This window comes from Pseudactinotalea suaedae (assembly GCF_009733815.1).
GTDB classification, from domain to species: domain Bacteria; phylum Actinomycetota; class Actinomycetes; order Actinomycetales; family Beutenbergiaceae; genus Pseudactinotalea; species Pseudactinotalea suaedae.
The window spans coordinates 127,381-145,824 of sequence record NZ_WNXY01000012.1; the positions used below are offsets into that span (position 1 = coordinate 127,381).

At 71.4% G+C, this 18,444-nt stretch carries 24 protein-coding genes; 11 read left to right on the plus strand and 13 right to left on the minus strand.

Translation table 11 applies throughout. From position 1 onward, the window contains the following. Positions 1-5 precede the first annotated feature (5 nt). Entirely contained in the window at positions 6-569 is a 564-nt protein-coding gene (locus GPA04_RS18880) for an RNA polymerase sigma factor (protein WP_156225764.1), read from the plus strand. After that, complete coding sequence (locus GPA04_RS18885) at positions 566-1,405, plus strand: hypothetical protein (protein ID WP_156225765.1); 840 nt, start codon at positions 566-568, stop codon at positions 1,403-1,405. The genes GPA04_RS18880 and GPA04_RS18885 overlap by 4 nt, the downstream gene beginning before the upstream one ends. Positions 1,406-1,412: 7 nt before the next feature. Here GPA04_RS18885 and GPA04_RS18890 read toward each other — a convergent pair whose 3' ends face one another. Next, positions 1,413-2,009: an AMIN-like domain-containing (lipo)protein gene (locus tag GPA04_RS18890; RefSeq protein ID WP_241680918.1), complete on the minus strand. Its 597-nt coding sequence runs from the start codon at positions 2,007-2,009 to the stop codon at positions 1,413-1,415. Between the two features lie 220 nt (positions 2,010-2,229). On the opposite strand from GPA04_RS18890, the gene GPA04_RS18895 reads away from it, so the two are divergent. The 3 genes from GPA04_RS18895 to GPA04_RS18905 all read left to right on the plus strand — a co-directional run bounded on the left by GPA04_RS18895 (position 2,230) and on the right by GPA04_RS18905 (position 4,658). Next, positions 2,230-2,994: an ABC transporter ATP-binding protein gene (locus GPA04_RS18895; RefSeq protein ID WP_241680919.1), complete on the plus strand. Its 765-nt coding sequence runs from the start codon at positions 2,230-2,232 to the stop codon at positions 2,992-2,994. 61 nt (positions 2,995-3,055) lie between these two features. Beyond that, complete coding sequence (gene gdhA / locus GPA04_RS18900) at positions 3,056-4,405, plus strand: NADP-specific glutamate dehydrogenase (protein WP_156225767.1); 1,350 nt, start codon at positions 3,056-3,058, stop codon at positions 4,403-4,405. Positions 4,406-4,442: 37 nt separating this feature from the next. Beyond that, the gene (locus tag GPA04_RS18905; protein ID WP_156225768.1) at positions 4,443-4,658 is read left to right on the plus strand and encodes a hypothetical protein; all 216 of its coding nucleotides are present in this window, start codon (positions 4,443-4,445) and stop codon (positions 4,656-4,658) included. A 66-nt stretch (positions 4,659-4,724) separates the two neighbouring features. Here GPA04_RS18905 and GPA04_RS18910 read toward each other — a convergent pair whose 3' ends face one another. Beyond that, the gene (locus GPA04_RS18910) at positions 4,725-5,066 is read right to left on the minus strand and encodes a cupin domain-containing protein (RefSeq protein WP_156225769.1); all 342 of its coding nucleotides are present in this window, start codon (positions 5,064-5,066) and stop codon (positions 4,725-4,727) included. Between the two features lie 195 nt (positions 5,067-5,261). Here GPA04_RS18910 and GPA04_RS18915 point away from each other — a divergent pair, with 195 nt between their 5' ends. Continuing rightward, positions 5,262-5,882 carry a TetR/AcrR family transcriptional regulator gene (locus GPA04_RS18915; RefSeq protein ID WP_241680920.1) on the plus strand — a complete coding sequence of 207 codons (621 nt, stop codon included), beginning with the start codon at positions 5,262-5,264 and terminating at the stop codon, positions 5,880-5,882. Between the two features lie 22 nt (positions 5,883-5,904). Here GPA04_RS18915 and GPA04_RS18920 read toward each other — a convergent pair whose 3' ends face one another. The 6 genes from GPA04_RS18920 to GPA04_RS18945 are packed head-to-tail and all read right to left on the minus strand — an operon-like array spanning position 5,905 to position 10,874. Next, entirely contained in the window at positions 5,905-6,822 is a 918-nt protein-coding gene (locus tag GPA04_RS18920) for an ABC transporter substrate-binding protein (RefSeq protein ID WP_156225771.1), read from the minus strand. Between the two features lie 20 nt (positions 6,823-6,842). Beyond that, positions 6,843-7,553: an ABC transporter permease gene (locus GPA04_RS18925; RefSeq protein WP_156225772.1), complete on the minus strand. Its 711-nt coding sequence runs from the start codon at positions 7,551-7,553 to the stop codon at positions 6,843-6,845. Continuing rightward, the gene (locus GPA04_RS18930; RefSeq protein WP_156225773.1) at positions 7,550-8,233 is read right to left on the minus strand and encodes an ABC transporter permease; all 684 of its coding nucleotides are present in this window, start codon (positions 8,231-8,233) and stop codon (positions 7,550-7,552) included. The genes GPA04_RS18925 and GPA04_RS18930 overlap by 4 nt, the downstream gene beginning before the upstream one ends. Before the next feature lies 1 nt (position 8,234). Next, positions 8,235-9,056 (minus strand): ABC transporter ATP-binding protein, encoded by an 822-nt coding sequence (locus GPA04_RS18935; RefSeq protein ID WP_156225774.1) that lies wholly within the window; start codon positions 9,054-9,056, stop codon positions 8,235-8,237. Positions 9,057-9,090: 34 nt separating this feature from the next. After that, on the minus strand, positions 9,091-9,453 hold the full coding sequence (locus GPA04_RS18940; RefSeq protein ID WP_494546207.1) for a DUF427 domain-containing protein: 363 nt from the start codon (positions 9,451-9,453) through the stop codon (positions 9,091-9,093). Next, positions 9,450-10,874 (minus strand): dihydrolipoyl dehydrogenase family protein, encoded by a 1,425-nt coding sequence (locus tag GPA04_RS18945; RefSeq protein WP_156225776.1) that lies wholly within the window; start codon positions 10,872-10,874, stop codon positions 9,450-9,452. The genes GPA04_RS18940 and GPA04_RS18945 overlap by 4 nt, the downstream gene beginning before the upstream one ends. A 172-nt stretch (positions 10,875-11,046) precedes the next feature. Between GPA04_RS18945 and GPA04_RS18950 the strand changes: the two genes are divergently transcribed. The 5 genes from GPA04_RS18950 to GPA04_RS18970 all read left to right on the plus strand — a co-directional run bounded on the left by GPA04_RS18950 (position 11,047) and on the right by GPA04_RS18970 (position 14,279). After that, positions 11,047-11,595 (plus strand): type 1 glutamine amidotransferase domain-containing protein, encoded by a 549-nt coding sequence (locus GPA04_RS18950; protein WP_156225777.1) that lies wholly within the window; start codon positions 11,047-11,049, stop codon positions 11,593-11,595. 132 nt (positions 11,596-11,727) lie between these two features. Then, on the plus strand, positions 11,728-12,882 hold the full coding sequence (locus GPA04_RS18955; RefSeq protein ID WP_156225778.1) for a hypothetical protein: 1,155 nt from the start codon (positions 11,728-11,730) through the stop codon (positions 12,880-12,882). Then, positions 12,879-13,748: an SDR family oxidoreductase gene (locus GPA04_RS18960; RefSeq protein ID WP_156225779.1), complete on the plus strand. Its 870-nt coding sequence runs from the start codon at positions 12,879-12,881 to the stop codon at positions 13,746-13,748. The genes GPA04_RS18955 and GPA04_RS18960 overlap by 4 nt, the downstream gene beginning before the upstream one ends. Before the next feature lie 52 nt (positions 13,749-13,800). Further along, on the plus strand, positions 13,801-14,070 hold the full coding sequence (locus GPA04_RS18965; RefSeq protein ID WP_156225780.1) for a DUF7218 family protein: 270 nt from the start codon (positions 13,801-13,803) through the stop codon (positions 14,068-14,070). Positions 14,071-14,108: 38 nt separating this feature from the next. After that, complete coding sequence (locus tag GPA04_RS18970; RefSeq protein WP_156225781.1) at positions 14,109-14,279, plus strand: hypothetical protein; 171 nt, start codon at positions 14,109-14,111, stop codon at positions 14,277-14,279. Between the two features lie 108 nt (positions 14,280-14,387). Here GPA04_RS18970 and GPA04_RS18975 read toward each other — a convergent pair whose 3' ends face one another. The 5 genes from GPA04_RS18975 to GPA04_RS18995 all read right to left on the minus strand — a co-directional run bounded on the left by GPA04_RS18975 (position 14,388) and on the right by GPA04_RS18995 (position 18,363). Then, complete coding sequence (locus GPA04_RS18975) at positions 14,388-15,503, minus strand: carboxylate-amine ligase (RefSeq protein WP_156225782.1); 1,116 nt, start codon at positions 15,501-15,503, stop codon at positions 14,388-14,390. Between the two features lie 75 nt (positions 15,504-15,578). Then, positions 15,579-15,809, minus strand: a complete 231-nt coding sequence (locus GPA04_RS18980; protein ID WP_156225783.1) for a DUF2188 domain-containing protein — start codon at positions 15,807-15,809, stop codon at positions 15,579-15,581. 134 nt (positions 15,810-15,943) lie between these two features. Further along, positions 15,944-17,131 (minus strand): zinc-dependent alcohol dehydrogenase, encoded by a 1,188-nt coding sequence (locus tag GPA04_RS18985; protein ID WP_156225784.1) that lies wholly within the window; start codon positions 17,129-17,131, stop codon positions 15,944-15,946. A gap of 57 nt (positions 17,132-17,188) precedes the next feature. Continuing rightward, positions 17,189-17,386: a CDGSH iron-sulfur domain-containing protein gene (locus tag GPA04_RS18990; RefSeq protein ID WP_156225785.1), complete on the minus strand. Its 198-nt coding sequence runs from the start codon at positions 17,384-17,386 to the stop codon at positions 17,189-17,191. After that, positions 17,386-18,363: an iron-containing redox enzyme family protein gene (locus GPA04_RS18995; RefSeq protein WP_436277928.1), complete on the minus strand. Its 978-nt coding sequence runs from the start codon at positions 18,361-18,363 to the stop codon at positions 17,386-17,388. Before GPA04_RS18995 ends, GPA04_RS18990 begins: the two co-directional genes overlap by 1 nt. Positions 18,364-18,444 lie beyond the last annotated feature (81 nt).

Here is an 18,444-nt window from a genome sequence, read left to right on the forward strand (position 1 = left end):
CAGCCGTGACCGATGCCGCGGCCGAGGCGCGCTTCAGCCACCTGTTCGCCGTCGCCTACGACGACCTGTGCCGATTCGTCCGACGCCGCATCACCGATGGCGACGACGTCGTCGCCGACACCTTCCTCATCGCCTGGCGGCGTCTTCCCGACGTACCGCAGGACGACGGCGAGGCTCGCGCCTGGTTGTTCGGCACCGCTCGCAAGCTGATGGCGAACCGGCGTCGCAAGGATGCACGGATGGTCACCTGGGCGGGTATCGACCAGGCCACCCTTGAGGGCGAGCCACGGGCGGACCCGAGCTCCGCCGTCGACGCCCGTATCGATCTGGGGCGGGCGTTCGCCCGGCTGGCCGGCAGCGACCAGGAGTGCCTGGCGCTGGTCGCGTGGGACGGCCTGACCCTCGCGCAGGCGGCGGAGGTGCTCGGCATCTCCGCGAACGCGTTCGGGGTGCGGCTGCATCGTGCCCGGCGGCGGCTGCGGGCCGCGCTCGCCGAGCCCCAGTCCCTCACCACACTCGCTGCGCACGTGACGAGCACGCAGCCCCGGACCGACGGGAGCCCCTCATGAACGACACCCTCGACGACGACCTGCGCGCACTCGCCCCCCTCGACCCGGCGGGAGCCCCCGACCCGGACGCGCACCGCAGCGGAAACGCACAGGAGCTCCTGCGGCAGATCACCGCCGAGCCCACCGCTCCGGCGACGGCGACCCCGCTGCCGCGCCGCCGTGGGTGGCCCGTCCTGGCGGCGGCAGCGGCTGCCGTGACGGTCGGGCTGGTGCTGACGCCCAACCTCTGGGGCGGCGATGCCTACGGGAGCTGGACCGACGTCCCCGCGGCAGCGAGCGCCGGGGACATCGCCGCCGCGGAGTCCTTCTGCCGCGACTGGTGGATGGAGAGCAACGAGGGTGCCCCTGTGGAGGGGATGCCCGGCGTGGCGGCGATCGAGCAGGTCGACCTGGTGCTCGCCGAGCGGCGCGGCGAGTTCACCTACACCGTGCTCTCGGGCGCAGGCTGGTCGATGGACTGCCTCGTGCACGACGGCGGGCTGCTGCCGTGGGGGGGTCACGGGTCCGCGGGATCGCTGGGCCCGGCTGTCGCCACCGCAGACGTCCCCGTCGACGGCATCGCCGGCGGCGCCATGGGCGCGATGAGCGGGAGCCGGATCGACGGCCTGGTGCTGATGATGTACGGGCAGGTCGGTACGCAAGTGCGCGACGTCGTCGCCCACGTGCCCGACGTCGGGTCGGTCCAGGCGACCGTCACCGACGGGTTCTTCGCGGTGTGGGCACCTGGCCTGAGCGAGGACGGCTTCAGCGCCGGCGTCAGCCTGACCCTGTACCTCGACGACGGCCGCCAGGTCGATCTCACCGCTGAGCAGGTGCTGCAGAGCTCGGTCGCCTGACCCGGTGCTACCAGCGGTGGGCGACGTCGATGACGAGGCGGGTGTGGTCGCCGGGGCCGTCGAGGACGAACACCCGGAACGGGAGCCGCGCCCTGACCCCGAGCGCGATCGTCGTCTGCCCCTCGAAGGAGCCTGCGAGCGCGACCTGGTCGAACGTGCGGAACCCGCCGACGTCCACGACCCGGCTCGTACTGGCGGGCCGGAAGGTGACGTGCCCGGCGTCGTCGACGATGGGGACCCGGACCACGACCTGCAGGTCGGCGCCACCCGCGACCGGGACCGCGAACCCGGAGCCGTCGGCGTAGACCATCGGGACGTAGCGCACGTCGTAGCCGTCGATCTCGCCGCGGACGTCGAGAACGAGCCGGTCGTAGCAGGCATGCTGCCCGGCGCGGGCGTCGAGCAGCGAGGCCTGGTAGCCGTAGCCGGGGTCGGTCTTGGCGAGCGAACCCCAGAAGATGCCGCAGTACGGTGCGGCGTGAGCCGGTGCCGCACCGGCGGGTGTGCGATCAGCACGACGCCGAGCAGCAGGCCGAGAACCCAGGCGACGGTGCGCTTCATGACCCTCCCCTTCCCTCTTGTCGGCCGGCCGGGCGACCGACACGCGACGCCGGGACCGGCGCTCGCAACCGGAAGGAGCAGCTCGGTCATCGCGTGATACACGAGCGCGAGGGGCTGGCGTCCACAAGAAGAACGGCCAGCGCGCTCACGTCGCAACGGCAGGTACCGTGAGCAGGTCCGGGTCCGCCCCTGCGTGGCCGCGCCCAGACCAGCGAACCTGACCAGCAGAGCACGGGGTGACCCCGCCGTGCCGAGGAGTGAATGTGCCCAGCCTCAAGGCGACCGACCTGTACCTCACCTACGGTGACGGCTACATCTTCGACGGACTGAGCATCGAGCTCTCGTCGGGCGCCGCGCCGGTCGGGCTGATCGGCCCCTCCGGCGTGGGCAAGACCAGCCTGATCGCAGCACTGGCCGGTCAGCTGAAGGTGCCGCGGGGCACCGTGACCTTCGACGGGCGCCCGGTCGCCCGCCTGCGTCTGAAGAGCAAGGCGGAGTTCAACGCCCGGGTGCGCGCGGTCTCGCAGTACTCCATGACGGTCTCCGACCCGCGCCTGACGGCGGAGCGCCGGATCCGCGAGGCGATGAAGATCGCCCGCCGCGGTGGCCGCAGTCATGCCACCCCGGTCGAGGAGATGTTCGCGGCCGTCGGTCTCGACGACGACGCAGGCCGTCGCCCCATGCTCACCCTCTCGGGCGGGGAGCGTCAGCGCGTCGCCCTGGCGGCCGCCCTCGCGACCCGACCGGAGATCCTGCTGCTCGACGAGCCGCTGACGGCGCTCGACCCCCACAGCCGCGGCGCGATGGCCCGCCACCTCGGCGACCTGATCGCCTCGCTCGGGGTCGGGGTGCTGCTGGCGTCGCACGACCTGGAGCTCGTCGAGCGTCTGTGCCCGACCGTCCACGCGATGGCCGACGGCACGATCGTGGCATCCGGCCCGTTGAGCACGATCCTCGACGACCCGGAGCACGAGTCGCTCAAGGAGCTCGCGGCGGCGGCACCGCTCGCCGTGCAGCGCTTCCGCTGATTCCCCCGACCTGAGGTCGCCGCGCCCGTCGCGGCACCCGAACCACCACCGAGGAGCATCCGTGCCCGAGCTCGACACCCGCCTGCGCCCGACCTTCGAGGAGGTGCTGCGACGCAACCCCGGCGAGCAGGAGTTCCACCAGGCCGTCCACGAGGTGCTCAGCAGCCTCGGCCCGGTGGTCAGCAAGCACCCCCAGTACACCGACGGCGGGATCATCCGCCGTCTGTGCGAACCGGAGCGGCAGATCATCTTCCGGGTGCCGTGGGTCGACGACCAGGGCACCGTGCAGATCAACCGGGGCCTCCGCGTCGAGTTCAACTCGGCCCTCGGGCCCTACAAGGGCGGGCTGCGCTTCCACCCGAGCGTCTACCTCGGCATCGTCAAGTTCCTCGGGTTCGAGCAGATCTTCAAGAACTCCCTGACCGGGATGCCCATCGGTGGCGGCAAGGGTGGCTCCGACTTCGACCCCAAGGGCCGCAGCGACGCGGAGGTGATGCGGTTCTGCCAGTCCTTCATGACGGAGCTCTACCGTCACATCGGCGAGTACACCGACGTCCCGGCTGGTGACATCGGCGTGGGCGGCCGCGAGATCGGTTACTTGTTCGGCCAGTACAAGCGGATCACCAACCGGTACGAGTCCGGCGTGCTGACCGGCAAGGGGCTGAGCTGGGGCGGGTCGCAGGTCCGCCCCGAGGCCACCGGGTACGGTCTGGTGTTCTTCGTGGAGGAGATGCTGCGCAGCCGCGGCGAGGACTTCGAGGGCGCGCGCGTGGTGGTGTCGGGCTCGGGCAACGTGGCCCACCACGCGATCGCCAAGGTCCACGAGCTGGGCGGCACCGTGGTGGCCTGCTCGGACTCGAGCGGTTACGTGGTCGACGAGCGCGGCATCGACCTGGAGCTGTTGAACGAGGTCAAGCAGGTGCGCCGGGCACGGCTGCACGAGTACGCCGAGAGCGCCGGCAGCGGCGCCCGGTACGTCGAGGGCGGCTCGGTGTGGGAGGTCCCGTGCCGGATCGCCCTGCCGTGCGCGACCCAGAACGAGCTCGACGAGCAGCACGCTCGCACCCTGCTGAGCAACGGCGTCACGATCGTCGCCGAGGGCGCGAACATGCCGACCACCCCCGAGGCCGTACGACTGCTGACCGAGGCCGGTGTCGGCTTCGGCCCCGGCAAGGCGGCGAACGCCGGAGGTGTCGCGACGAGCGCCCTGGAGATGCAGCAGAACGCCTCGCGCGACTCCTGGACGTTCGAGCACACCCAGGACCGCCTCGCACAGATCATGCGCGGCATCCACGCCAGCTGCCTCACGACCGCCGACGAGTACGGCAGCCCTGGCGACTACGTCACCGGAGCGAACATCGCTGGCTTCACCAAGGTCGCCGATGCGATGCTGTCCCTCGGGGTCGTCTGAGCGCAGCCGACCCGACCCGACCCGGGGAGGATCGGCGATGCCGGACGAGGCGAACGCGCCGTCGTCGGCCCTTGCCGCACTGGTGCGTTGGGAGTTCAGTGGTGGGACGTGGGCGATCCTGCGCCACTCCCCTGCCGGCGAGCTCACGATCTCGCTGCGCACCTGCACGGCAGGCGAGGAGGTCGAGCAGCTGACCACCGGCGATCCTGAGGTGCTGACCTACGTCGACGACCGCGCCCGCAGCGACGACTGAGAACGGCACGGCGGATCCCGGCGTCAGGACCGCGGCCTGGGGAGAGCACCGCGCCCGGCGCCGGTGTCAGTCGCCGCGGGTCCGCACCGCCACGGTGAGAAGGACCGCGGCGTCCTCCAGCGCGTCGAGCCGGTGTCGCACGGGCGGGATGACCAGGTAGCCGCCGGGGCCGCTCTCCCAGGTCACCTCACCTCCGGTCAGCACGACGCGGCCGACCAGGACCTGCAGCGTCGCCTCGCCCGGGCTCTCGTGCTCGGCCAGCTCGCCGCCCTCGGCGAGCGCGACCATGGTCTGGCGCAGGTGGTGGTCACGGCCGCCGTGGATGGTGCGGCCGCTGCGGCGGGCGGTGCTGGCACGCGCCTCGTCGATCATGTCGTGGGCCAGGGCGGTGAGATCGAACGCGTCCATGGGGTTCCTCTCCTCGTTCCGGCTGAGCCAAGCACAGATCGGGCCCGACGTCGTGGTGCCCGAGCAGGCGGCCGGCTCGCCGCGGACACCGGGGAGCGCCGCCCGGGTATGCGACGGGCTATAGTGTTACTAGTACGTCTACCTGAGGGAACGACGCGCTCGGGCGCCGGCCCGGGCGACGAGACGGAGGAACGCGTGGACCTCGAGGAATCGAGCCAGGACGGCAGGCGCCGAGGTGGTGCGGCGACGCGTGAGCGCATTCTCGACGCCGCAGCCGAGCTGTTCTACGCCGCCGGCATCCGCAGCACGAGCGCGGATCGCATCATCGAGTCGGTGGGCATCACGAAGGTCACCTTCTACCGCCACTTCCGTACGAAGGACGAGCTCGTCGTGGCCTACCTCGAGCGGCGGGCGGCCTGGGAACGCGGTGCCGTCGCGCAGGCCCGCGAGGGGCACGACGCAGTCGAGGCGCTCCGTGCGATCGCCTCGGGTATCGGCGAGGCGAGCTGCCGGCCCGGCTTTCGCGGTTGCCCGTTCATCAACGCCGCGGCCGAGTACCCCGACACCGAGCACCCGGTCCGGCTGGTCGTGGACTCGCACCGCCGCTGGACGCACGACGCCTTCCTCGACCTCGCCGCCAAGGCCGGCGTCGCGGATGCGCCCGCGGTTGCCGGGCAGCTGATGATGCTGCGCGACGGTGCGATGGTCAGCGGATACCTCGGCGACCCCGAGGCGGTCGCCGAGGCGCTGGCCGGCGCCTACCTGGCGGTGATTCAGGCGGGGCACCGGCCCGACGAGGGCGGGCGGCGCGGCTAGCCGTCCGCCTCGTCGCGGCCGCTCAGAGCAGGCCGTTCTCCTCCAGCCACGACGTGGCGATCTCCGGCGTCGAGACCTGCTCGACCGTGCTCTGCACGTTCAGGCCGACGAGCGCCTCGGCCGTGAGCGCGGCGCTGATGGGATCGATGACCTCAGCGATCTCCTCGGCGATGTCGCTCGAGGCGATCGGGACGATGTTCGAGGACAGGATCAGGTTCTCCGGGTCCTCGAGCGCCACGATCTCGCCGGTGTCGAACGCGGGGTCGGCCGAGTAGATGTCGGCGACCTGGATCTCGCCGGCCAGCAGCGAGTCCAGCGTGGTGGGGCCGGTCGCGGAGAAGGTCAGCTCGACGCCGTAGACCTCTGCCGCGGCCGCCGGTCCGTACGGTCGCTCCTCGAACTCGGGCGCGGCGCCGATCACGAGCTCGCCCTCGACGCCGGCCAGGTCACCGATCGTGACGAGGCCGTTCTCCTCGGCGAAGGAGGACAGCACGGTGTAGGTGTCCTGATCGGACGCCTCCGCGTAGTCGAGCGCGGTGAGCCCCTCGGGCAGCACCTCCTGCAGCGCGGCGAAGACGTCCTCCGGGCTGGTCGCGGTGGTCTCCGGGTCGAGGAACTCCAGCAGGTTGCCCGTGTACTCGGGGAACAGGTCGATCGCCCCCGACTCGATCTCCGGCATGTACGCGTCGCGCTGCCCGATGCTGAACTGGCGCTCCACGGAGTGCCCCGCGGCCTCCAGCGCCTGCGCGTAGATCTCCGCGACGATCTCGTTCGAGTAGTAGGCCTGCGAGCCGATGACGATGGTCTCGCTCCCGCCGTCGGACGTCTCGTCCGACGGGGTCTCGAGCGGGTTGTCGCTCGAGCATCCTGCGAGCGCCAGGGCCGCGGCAAGCGCGACCCCGGCGGTCAGGGTGCGGCGCGTGGGGCGTGCGATGGACATGGTGTTCCTCTCGGTGGGGTTCAGCTGGATGCGGGAACGGATGCGGTGGATCGGTCGCGGGAGGAGGTCCGCAGGCCGGTGGGCACGGCCATGCGCTGGGCGAGGGCCAGCAGCAGGTCGACCAGGAGGGCGAGGAGCGCGACGAGGATCGCACCGCCGAGCACCTGCTCGAAGCGGCGCAGCGGGATCCCCTGGATGATCGGCCAGCCCAGCCCGCCGAGGTTCACGTAGGCCGCGATGGTGACGGTGGCGATCACCTGCAGCGTCGCCGCGCGGATCCCGCCGACGAGCAGCGGCAGCCCGAGCCGCATCTCGACCTTCCAGAACACCTGCCACTCGGTCATCCCCATGGCCCGGGCGGCGTCGATCACGTGGCGGTCGACCGCCTCGATCCCGGTGTAGGCGCCGGCCAGCAGCGACGGGATCGCCAGCAGCACGAAGGTGACGACGGCGGCCTCGGGGATCCGCAGCACCCCGAGCACGAGCACGAGCAGCACCATCAGGCCGAACGACGGCACGGCGCGCGCAGCGCCCGAGATGCCGACGGCGACCTCGCGGCCGCGACCGGTGTGCCCGATCGCCCAGCCGGCGGGCACCGCGATCGCCGCGGCGATCAGGACGGAGATCACCGTGTAGAGCAGGTGCTGCCCGAGCAGGGTCGGCAGCGCATACGTGCCCTCCATGCGCTCGGGCGCGAACAACCAGGCGAAGGCCTGGGCGAACAGGTTCATGCGGCCGCCCGCACCGGCAGCCGCACGCGGCGTGCGGTGGCGTTCGTGCTCGCCCTCGTCCATGGCATGATCGCGCGCCCGGCGAGCATCAGCAGCAGGTCGATCACCAGCGCGATCACGACGACGGCGAGCACCCCCGCGAGCACCTCGGCCACGATGCGGCGCTGCAGCCCGTTCTCGAACAGGTACCCGAGGTTCGTGACGCCGATGAGGATGCCGACCGTGGCCAGCGAGATCGTGCTCACCGCGGCGACCCGCAGCCCGGCCAGGATCACCGGGCCGGCGAGCGGCAGGTCCACCGTCCAGAAGCGGCGGAAGCCGCCGTAGCCCATCGCCGTGGCCGCCTGCCGCACGGCGGCGTCGACCGAGTCGAGACCGTCGGCGACCGAACGCACCAGGATCGCGACGGCGTAGATGGTCAGCGCGACCACGAGGTTCGTCTCGCTGATCGCCGAGTACCCCAGCACCGCGGGCATGAGGATCAGCAGCGCGAGCGAGGGGATCGTGTACAGCAGCCCGGTCAGCACGATCACCGGACCGCGCACCAGCCGGTACCGCCACGCGACCCACCCCAGCGGCAGCGCGATCAACGACCCGAGCAGGATCGCGATCACGCACTGACGCAGGTGCACGACCGCCAGCTGCAGGATGAGGTCGACGTTGTCGAGGACCCAGCTCATCTCACCCGCCGTCCTCGACGAGCGCCCCCTGCGTACGGCCCTCGGAGTCGACCAGGACCCGACCGTGCGGTGTCTCCTTGATCCTCAGCGCGCGCCGTCCGCGCTCCACCCCGATGAACGCCGAGACGAACTCGTCGGCAGGGTTGTCGATGATCTCGCTGGGGCTGCCGACCTGGATCACGCGTGCGCCCTTGTCGAGGATCACCACCTGGTCCCCCAGCAGGAACGCCTCGTCGATGTCGTGCGTGACGAACACGACGGTCTTGTCCAGGTCCCGTTGCAACCGGATGAGCTCCTGCTGGAGGTCGGCACGCACGATCGGGTCGACGGCGCCGAACGGCTCGTCCATGAGCAGGATGTTGGGATCGGCGGCCAGCCCTCGAGCCACGCCGACGCGCTGCTGCTGCCCGCCCGAGAGCTGGCTCGGATAACGGTCGGCGAGCGCCAGGTCGAGCCCGACGACCTCCAGCAGCTCGCGCGCACGCTCGTGCGCGGCACGCTTCTGGACGCCGACCAGCCGCAGCACGGTGGCCACGTTGTCGATCACGGTGAAGTGCGGCATCAGCCCGGAGTTCTGCATGACATAGCCGATGCTGCGGCGCAGCGCGACCGGGTCCTTGCCGAGCACGCTCTCGCCGTCGATCTCCACCTCGCCGCTGCTCGGCTCGACCATGCGGTTGATCATCCGGAGCAGCGTCGTCTTGCCGCACCCGGACGACCCGACGAACACCGTCGTCTGGCGCGAGGGCAGCACGAGGCTGAAGTCGTCGACCGCGACGGTGCCGTCCGGGAAGCGTTTGGCGACAGAACGGAACTCGATCATCGGCTGGTCTCCGGTCGGTCGGGTCCGGGGCGGGCTATGGGCTGACCTCCACCGCGGGGTCGAAGGCTACGTGACCCGAGATGTCCTTGCCGAGCCGCTCGAACGCCGTCGGATAGGGGTTCGGGTAGCCCCATGCGTGGTCGGGGTACACCTCGCCGTCGACCCGGAGGGAGTAGTACTGCGCCTCACCCTTCCACGGGCACGTGTACGGGGTCGAGCTCTCGACGAGCGTGTCGGGTGTGACGGAGGTGAGCGGGAAGTACCAGTTGCCCTCGATCGAGATCAGATCGTGCTCCTCGGCCTGGGCGATGACGGTTCCTGCGAGTACAGCCTTCATGACGTGTCTCCTCGAACGAGATTCGTGCGGTACGGGTCCCCGACCCGGAGGTCGGGTCATGCGGTGTCGCGGCCGGCGGCCTCCAGCAGTCGTAGCCAGATCTCGCTGACCGTCGGGTAGGCGGGCACCGCGTGCCAGAGCCGGGCGAGGGGGACCTCCCCCACGACCGCGAAGGTCGCCGCATGCAGCAGGTCGGCGACGTCGGGTCCGACGAACGTGACGCCGAGGAGGACGTCTCGCTCGGTGTCGATCACCATGCGGGCCTGACCCTGGTAGTCGTCCTGGCGCAGGCCGGCGCCCGCGACCGTGCTCATGTCCTGGTCGATCACCCGGGTCCGGTACCCCGCATCGGCCGCTGCCTTCGCGGTGAGGCCGACCGAGGCCACCTCCGGGTCGGCGAAGACGACCTGCGGCACGGTGGCGTGGTCGGCTGTGGCGACGTGACGACCCCAGTCCGCCTCGTGCACCTGCTCGCCGCGGGCGCGTGCGGCGATCACGTCACCGGCGGCCCGAGCCTGATACTTGCCCTGGTGGGTGAGCAGCGCCCGGCCGTTCACGTCGCCGACGGCGTACAGCCAGTCGATCCCTGGAACGCGCAGCGTGTCATCGGTCCGGATGTACTCCCCCGGCGTGAGCCCCACGATCTCCAGCCCGAGATCGGCGCTGCGGGGTGTGCGGCCGGTGGCGACGAGCACCTCCTGCGCGATCACCTCGGAGCCGTCGACGAGCGTGAGCCTGACCTCGCTGCCCTCGCGCCGGGCGCTGGTCGCGTCGGTGTTCGTGCGCACATCGACACCGGCCTCGCGCAGCGTCGCCTCAACCCGCTCGCCCGCGAACGGCTCCATGGTGCCGAGCAGACCGTGGCGAGCGATCATGGTCACGGTGGCGCCCAGCGCCGCGTAGGCGGTCGCCATCTCGACCCCGACGACGCCACCCCCGATGATGGCCAGCGACTCCGGGATCTCCTGGGCGCTCGTGGCCTCGCGGCTCGTCCAGGGCGAGACCTCGTGGATCCCGGCGATCGGCGGCATCGCCGCGTCCGTGCCGGTGCTGACCGCGACGGCGTGGCGCGCCCGCAGCACCCGCGTCGTGCCGTCCTCGGCCGTGACCGTGACCTCCCGAACGCCGGTGAGCCGCCCGTGCCCGCGGGCGAGGGCGATCCCGGCGGAGTCGAGCCAGCCGACCTGTCCGGCGTCGGACCAGTCGCTGGTGAAGGAGTTGCGGCGGGCGAGCACCGCGCCCACGTCGAGCGTTCCGGTGACGGCCTCCGCAGCGCCCGCGACGTGCTGCGCCGCGCGCAACGCCTGGGCCGGGCGCAGCAGCGCCTTCGACGGCATGCACGCCCAGTACGTGCACTCCCCACCGACGAGCTCGCTCTCCACGATGATCGCGGTCAGACCGCCCTGGACGGCGCGGTCCGCGACGTTCTCCCCGACGGGGCCGGCACCGATCACGATCACGTCATAGTCGTCAGTGGACATCGGTACGCCTTCGTTAGCCGGGACGGAGCTCCTCACCCGCCAACGCGCATCGCCCGCGAAGTTGTTCCCGGCGGTCGAACATCCGCGGCGGTGGCGCCGTCATCCGCCGTGCCCCGCATGTGCTCTCGGGTTAGGGTCGAGACGACCCCGACACCGAGGAGGAGAACCGATCATGGGACAGCTCGACAACGCGAAGGTGGCGTTCCTGCTCACCGACGGCTTCGAGGACTCCGAGCTCACCAGCCCGTGGCAGGCGGTGGTGGAGGAGGGCGCGACCGCCACGCTCGTCAGCCCGAAGGAGGGCAGCGTCGAAGGGAAGAACGGCCACACGCAGGCCGTCGACCTCAGCACCGGTGCGGCCGATGCCGGCGACTTCGACGCGCTCGTGCTTCCCGGAGGTGTCGTGAACGCCGACCACCTCCGCATGGACGCCGCCGCCGTCGCTCTCGCCGGGGCGTTCTTCGACCAGCACAAGCCGGTCGCGGTCATCTGCCACGGGGCCTGGATCCTCACCGACGCGGACGCGCTCCGCGGCCGCCGCATCACCAGCTACCCGAGCCTGCGCACCGACCTGCAGAACGCCGGAGCCGAGTGGGTCGACGAGGAGGTGGTCGTCGATCAGGGTCTGGTCTCCAGCCGCACCCCTGACGACCTGCCCGCCTTCAACGCCAAGCTGGTCGAGGAGGTCGCCGAGGGCCGCCACGCCGGGCAGTCGCGCTGATCGGGACCTGACCAGCGGGATCACCGCTGGCCAGGTGGACGAGAATCGGCTCGGTGGTGCAGACTGCTCCTGTAAGCGCTCGAGACCGTGGCGCGGACGTCGAGGAGGACGCGAGTCCTCAAAGGACGGACGATGCTCTCGATCAACTCGGCTGACGTCGGCGCGGGCGGTGCCACCGCCCGACCACGGCGCACGCACCCGACACCGCTGCCGCGACCACGCGGACCCATCTCCGGCGCGCTGCGCACGCTCCTGACCGGGCCCCCCACACGCGACGCCGACATCCTGGCCAGCAGCCACATCACCGAGCTCTGGTCGCCCGCCAAGGACGCGCCGTGGTGGCGCTCCGGTGAGGACGCCGCGCTCGCACTCGTCTACCTCGCCGAGCTGCGCCGCCGCGGTCTCGAGGGGGTCGACGACGGCTGGGACGGACACCCGTTGCTCGCCACCGCGCGGTGGACCCTGAGCGGGCCGGTTCGGCGGGGGCTGGAGCGACTGGCGGACGCGGACGAGCCCCACCCGCGCGCGACGGGCTACGCGGTCGTCAGGCAGGTGATCGCCATGGCTGCCCGGGCGTCCGCTCCCTCGCAGTCCGCCCTTGCCTGCGGCTTCGGTGAGGGTGTTCTCGAGATCGAGGTGGCGCTCACGGCGGTGCAGCGGCTGCGCGAGCGAGACGCGCGCGCCAGCCTGCTGCCCTCGCTGGCCGGGGCGCCACGGCGCCTGCTCGCGCGAACCGTGGCGGTGGCACCCTCGGACGACGACGTCGACGACGAGCGCGAGGCGCTCGCGGCGGTGCTGCGCGGTCTCGACCTCGCGGACAGCACCGGCGCCAACCTCGACGCTCTGCCCGGCCCCGCGCTCTGGCGGATCGCCGTGCTCGACCACCTGGTGTCGCACCGCTCGTCGCGAGCTGCGGCGCTCGGGTGGCTCGCCGCGGCCGACGCGCTCGCAGCCGCCGGCCGGTTCGTGACCGGCGACGCCCTGCGCACGCACGGCCTCCCCGCGGCCACGGCCGAGGCCTGGGACGCCTGCGTCATCGGGCACATGTCGACGCTGGAGGCGGCCGAGCACCTCGTCGACGCCGAGCCGCAGCTGGCCACCGACGTGCTGCTCGGCGCGCGTGCCTGCGTCACCGCCGCCACCGCCGTCCAGGGCGCCGTGGAGGAGGTTCGACGGCTCCGCCGGCAACCGCCCACCGGGCTCACGATCGACATCCCTGTTGTCACTGACGTCACCGGCGTCGGTGACCTCACGCACCAGCCCACCCCTACGGAAGGACTGACATGAGCACCGACAGCTCGCGACCCACCAACGTTCCGGCCCAGACCCAGGAGTGGCCAGGCCGCACCCAGGACATGGACCCGGTCCCCGACCACGGCGAGACCAGCTGGACCGGGCGAGGCCGCATGGAGGGCAAGCGTGCTCTGATCAGCGGTGGTGACTCCGGCATCGGCCGGGCCGCGGCGATCGCCTTCGCCAAGGAGGGCGCCGACGTCGCCATCGCGTTCCTCCCGGAGGAGGAGCAGGACGCAGCCGAGGTCGAGCGGGCGGTCACCGAGGCCGGTCGCCGGTGCGTGCTGCTCCCCACCGACCAGCGCAGCGAGGAGGCCAACGTCAAGCTGGTCGAGGATGCGGTGGCCGCGCTCGGTGGCCTCGACACCGTGGTGTCGAACGCCGCCTTCCAGATGGGGACGAACGGCGGCATCGAGGCGTTCAGCGCGGAACAGCTCGAGCGGGTCTACGCCACGAACGTCTTCGCGACGTTCTGGCTCATCAAGGCCGCGGTGAAGCACCTCAAGCCGGGCTCGAGCATCGCGATCACCACCTCGATCCAGGCCTTCGAGCCCAGCGAGCCGCTGCTCGACTACGCGTCGACGAAGGCGGCGCTCAACAACCTCATGGTCAACCTGGCCTCGGACCTCGGGTCGAAGGGCATCCGCGTCAACGCCGTCGCCCCCGGACCGATCTGGACCCCGCTGATCCCCTCGACGTTCGGCGAGGAGAAGGTGGAGGGCTTCGGCGCCGACACCCCGCTGGGGCGGCCGGGCCAGCCGATCGAGGTCGCCGCCGCGTTCGTGTTCCTCGCCTCCGACGAGGCGAGCTACGTGAGCGGCACCGTGCTCGGGGTCACCGGCGGGCGCCCGGTGTTCTGACGCTGTCCTGACTGGTCCGCGAGCAGGTACGTCACGACAAGAAGGAGATGACATGCCACGCAAGGACACGCCGTCGTCGATCAAGAACCCCGACATGTACGAAGGGCTCCGTGACGACGGCGCATCGAAGGAGAAGGCGGCACGGATCTCGAACGCCGCCGCAGCTGAGGGCAAGGGCGCGGTCGGTCACCGCGGCGGCACGGCGGAGAACTACGAGGACCGCACCGTCGACGAGCTGCGCGACCGGGCCAAGGAGCTGGGCCTGTCCGGCTACTCGGGCAAGAAGAAGGACGAGCTCATCGACATGCTTCGCAACCACTAGCCGGGCGTAGCGACCGGCACGAGCTGAGGAGGACCACCGTGTCACAGGAGAACACGCACGACGACGGGCGCGAGCCAGAGGCCGAGCCGTCACAGCCCGAGCATCCCAGCCAGGCCGAGGGCGAGGACCCGGACGAGCCGAGCACGCACATCGACCCTCCGGCGCACGGGCACCCGTCCCAGGCCGAGGGTGAGGACGGCAGCGCCTAGCTCGACCCGCGCGGGCGCACCCACGCCTGCGCCCGCGAGTGCGGCAGCTGGGCGGGGCCGGCGAGGCCGGGTCCCGGCAAGGGCCGGGTCCCGGCAGAGGCCGGCGGATCAGCGGCGGCCGCCCGGCTCCTGGCCGCTGGTCACCCTGACGGCGTCGGCGACGACGTCGGCCAGGTTTCCCGTGCGCTCCCAGGTCTGCCGCTGGCGGTCGGCGCCGGTGCCGCGCGAGCGCAGCAGGTCCAGCGCCTCGGTCACGGCGAGCTCGTCGCCGCACTCGCGCAGAGCCGGCTGCACGTGCTCGAGCAGCTCCTGCACCACCTCGTGCGCGGGGCGCGGCGTGGCGGTCGCCGGGTCCAGCAGGTTCCCACCGAGGCCGGCGCGGGAGGCCTGCCAGTTCGCCAGCCGGAGCAGTGACACGGGCACCGGCGGCGCAGCCTTGCCCTCGGCCCACTCGGCGGCAGCCGTCATGACCATGGCGCGCGCGAGGCCCGCGATGAGCACGGCGTCAGCCGGGTCCAGGCAGACGTCGGCGACGCGCAGCTCGACGGTCGGGTACCGCTGCGAGACGCGGGCGTCGGCGTAGATCATGCCGACGTCGAGCACGGTGTCCGTGGCCACCATGCTGGCGACGAGCTCGTCGTAGGCACGCGCAGAGCCGAAGAGCTCGGTCGGACCCGCGGTGGGCCAGCGCGCCTGCGCCTGGGTGCGGAACGAGGCATACGCGGTGTCCTTGCCCTGCCAGAACGGGGAGTTGGCGCTCAACGCGATCAGGATCGGCAGCCAGGGCCTGATCCGGTCGACGACCGCCACCGCCTCCTCCCGCGACTGGATCGAGACGTGCACGTGGCAGCCGCACGTGAGGTTCTCCGCGGTGGTGATGCCGAACCGCTCCGTCATCGTGTGGAACCGCTCGTTGTCCGTGGTTCGCGGTTCGACCGGGACCGGCGACGTGCCCAGGGCCGCCACCTGTGCGCCGTTGCGCCGGGCAGCCTCGATCGCCGTGCGGCGCTGAGCGCGCAGGTCCTCAGCGAGCGCGGCGAGGTCGGTGTGCGGTGCCGTACCCGTCTCGATCTGCTGACGCTGCAGCTCCTTCTCGAGCGCACCCGCGGACTCGTCGTCCGCGCTGGCTTCTGCGGTTCGTAGCACCTGGCTCGCGAGCGACAGCGCGCGCCCGCTGCCGCTCTCGACGATCAGCAGCTCTTCCTCGACTCCCAGGCTCCGCATCGCGCCAGTCTGCAGCACCGACTCACGACCAGCGAAACCGGGGCTCAAGACCGGACGGCGCCGCCGAGAACCGGCCTAGCCGGGAACGCTGCTCGGGTCGTTTCCTGGCGCCACCGTGTTCTTGGCGCGGATCTTGCCGTCCTCGCCGTGGATGACGAGCTCGCCGCCGCCGGTGGCGGCGCACCGGTCCCGCGCCGCCGCGATCGCATCCGCCTGGGTGGTGTGCGTCGATCTCCGATCGGAGCTCTTGTCCCCGGTCGCGATCCACCGACCGCTGCCATCGGGATGGACAAACTGATCGGCCATCTCACGTCCTTCTCGCGCTGGGCATGTCCCCTCCCGGTACCCCGGACCGCCGCATGACAAACGTACGGGCGTGCGGATCCGACCGACGCGAGCGGCCACCGCGTGCACCCGGCTCGACACCAGGACACGTCTCCTCAGGGCCTGAAGACGGCCTTCACCATGCCGTCGCCCTTGTCCTGGAACGTCTTGTACGCCTGCGGCGCCTCCTCGAGCGGGAGGTGGTGCGTGGCGAAGGACTCCACGCCCAGGACGTCCTCGTCCTGCTGGAGCAGCGCGAAGATGTCGTCGCTCCAGCGCCGGACGTTCGCCTGTCCCATGCGCAGCTGCACCTGCTTGTCGAAGAGCTGCATCATCGGCATCGGGTCGGCGGCACCGCCGTACACGCCCACCAGCGAGATGGTGCCACCTCGTCGGACGCACTCGATGGCCTGGTACAGGGCCTCCAGCCGGTCGACACCGGCGTTCTGCATGATTGCGGCCCGCGCAGCCTTGGGAAGGATCCCCAGCGACTTCTGCATCACCTCGGCGACCGGCGAGCCGTGCGCCTCCATGCCGACGGCGTCGATCACCGCATCCGCACCGCGGCCGCTGGTGAGCTCACGGATCTTCTCCGGAAGGTTGTCGGAGCCGAGCTCGTCGATGTTGATCGTGGCCGCACCGCGCCGCGCCGTGCGCTCGAGCCGCTCCGGGACGCGGTCGACGACGATGACCTCGCAGCCGCGGTGCAGAGCCACCCGCGCGGCCATGTCACCGATCGGGCCCGCGCCGAGCACGAGCACCGAGTCGCCGGCGGCGACGTCTGCGTACTCGACCCCCTGCCACGCCGTCGGCAGCACGTCCGAGAGGTAGAGGAACCGGTCGTCCGGCGGCCCTTCGGGGACGACGATCGGCAACGTGTCCGCGAACGGGACCCGCATCGCCTCCGCCTGCCCACCCGGGACCTGGCCGTAGAGCTTGCTGTAGCCGAAGAGGCTGGCCCCTGTGCCCTGCTCGCGGTTCTGCGTGGTCTCGCACTGGCTGTGCAGGCCGCGTGAGCACATCCAGCACGTCCCGCAGCTGATGTTGAAGGGCACCACCACCCGGTCGCCGACTCGCAGCTGGTGCACATCGGCGCCGACCTGCTCGACGATCCCCATCGGCTCGTGCCCGACGACGTCGCCCGGGGTCATGAACGGCGTGAAGGGGTCGTACAGGTGCAGATCGGAGCCGCACAGCCCGGTCGAGGTGATCCGGACGACGGCGTCGGTCGGCTCCTCGATCCGCGGGTCCGGCACGTCGACCACCTGCATGTCGCGTCGTCCTTGCCAGGTCACGGCTCTCATGTGTTCTCCTCGTCTCGGTCCGGCATGTGTCGCTTCGGAAACCCTGACGGCGGGAGCTCAGTCCGCCTGAAACCCTGCAGCCCTGTGCGTGCCGTCGCAGAAGGGCTTGATGGTGGACAGGCCGCAACGGCACAGGGCGATGGTGCGGCGCTTGCGCTCGATCGGTTCGCCGTCGGCGGAGACCAGGTCGATGTCACCACGCACCACGAGCGGTCCGTCGGGGTAGGACGTGATGGTCGCCCGCTGCTCACGCATCAACGGCTCCTGAGCGAGGAGCGGCCGTCCGCCCAGGCGTCCAGCATCTCTTGCGCCAGCCACCCGTCCACGGTCAGGCATGCAGCAGCACCGAACATGATGTCGGGGAGCAGGTCGGGCCGGTCCTCCGCAAGGGCACCGGCGAGGTCGCGAGCCGCGATCTGCTCGTGGACCGCATCGGCCTCGACGTGCTCGTCGAAGTAGTCGGTGACGTCCTCACCGAACCCGAGACGGCGCAGCCCTTCGGCGTAGAAGCGGTTGGGGATCGACGACGTCATCTCGAACGCGGCGAGGTGCCCGACGATCGCGCCGACGAGCCGCCGGTTGAGCCCGAACATCGACATCATGTTGAGCGAGGCGAGCGTCAGCGCCGGGACGTCGTCGACGTACGCGCCGTAGGTGTCCTCGAGCCCGGCGCCTCGCATCGCGGCCGCGAAGATGGTCGCGTGGACACGGTCGGGTCGGCCACCGCCGTACTCGTCCGCCTGGATCTCGACCAGGGCCGCCTTGGCGCGACCGTGAAGACGCGGGATGGCCCAGGAGTGCGGATCCGCCTCCCGCAGCGTGTAGATCGACCGCTGCATGAGGAGCTCGCGGACCTGCTCCGCGGTGGCCTTCTTCGCCACGAACCTCGACAGGCTCGGTCCCGAGACGTCGTCGGTCAGGGCGAACAGCGCGCGGGCGACGGCGTCGACGGTCGCCTCCGGCAGCTCTGGCGCGGGCACCGCGCTGCGGAGGGCGTGCTCGAAGGCGCTCTCGAGGCGGCGGCGGACGCCGATCAGCTCCCCGTCCCACTCGAGGTCGGCGTCGAGCTGCGCGAGCGAACCGTAGGAGGAGGCGTAGAGGATGAACAAGGCGAGCTGGACGTCGTCGTCCCTGACGATGTCCACGGCCTGGTCGAGCGCATGGGTGGCGACGGCCATGAGGTCGGTGGCTCCGCCGTCACCCGACAGTCGCCCGATCACCTTCTCGCTCAAGGGTCCGCGGGGGGCTGGCAGAGTGCGACCGCGGGGGTGCGCCGCTAGCGTCAAGAACGTCTCCGATCGATGAGAAACACC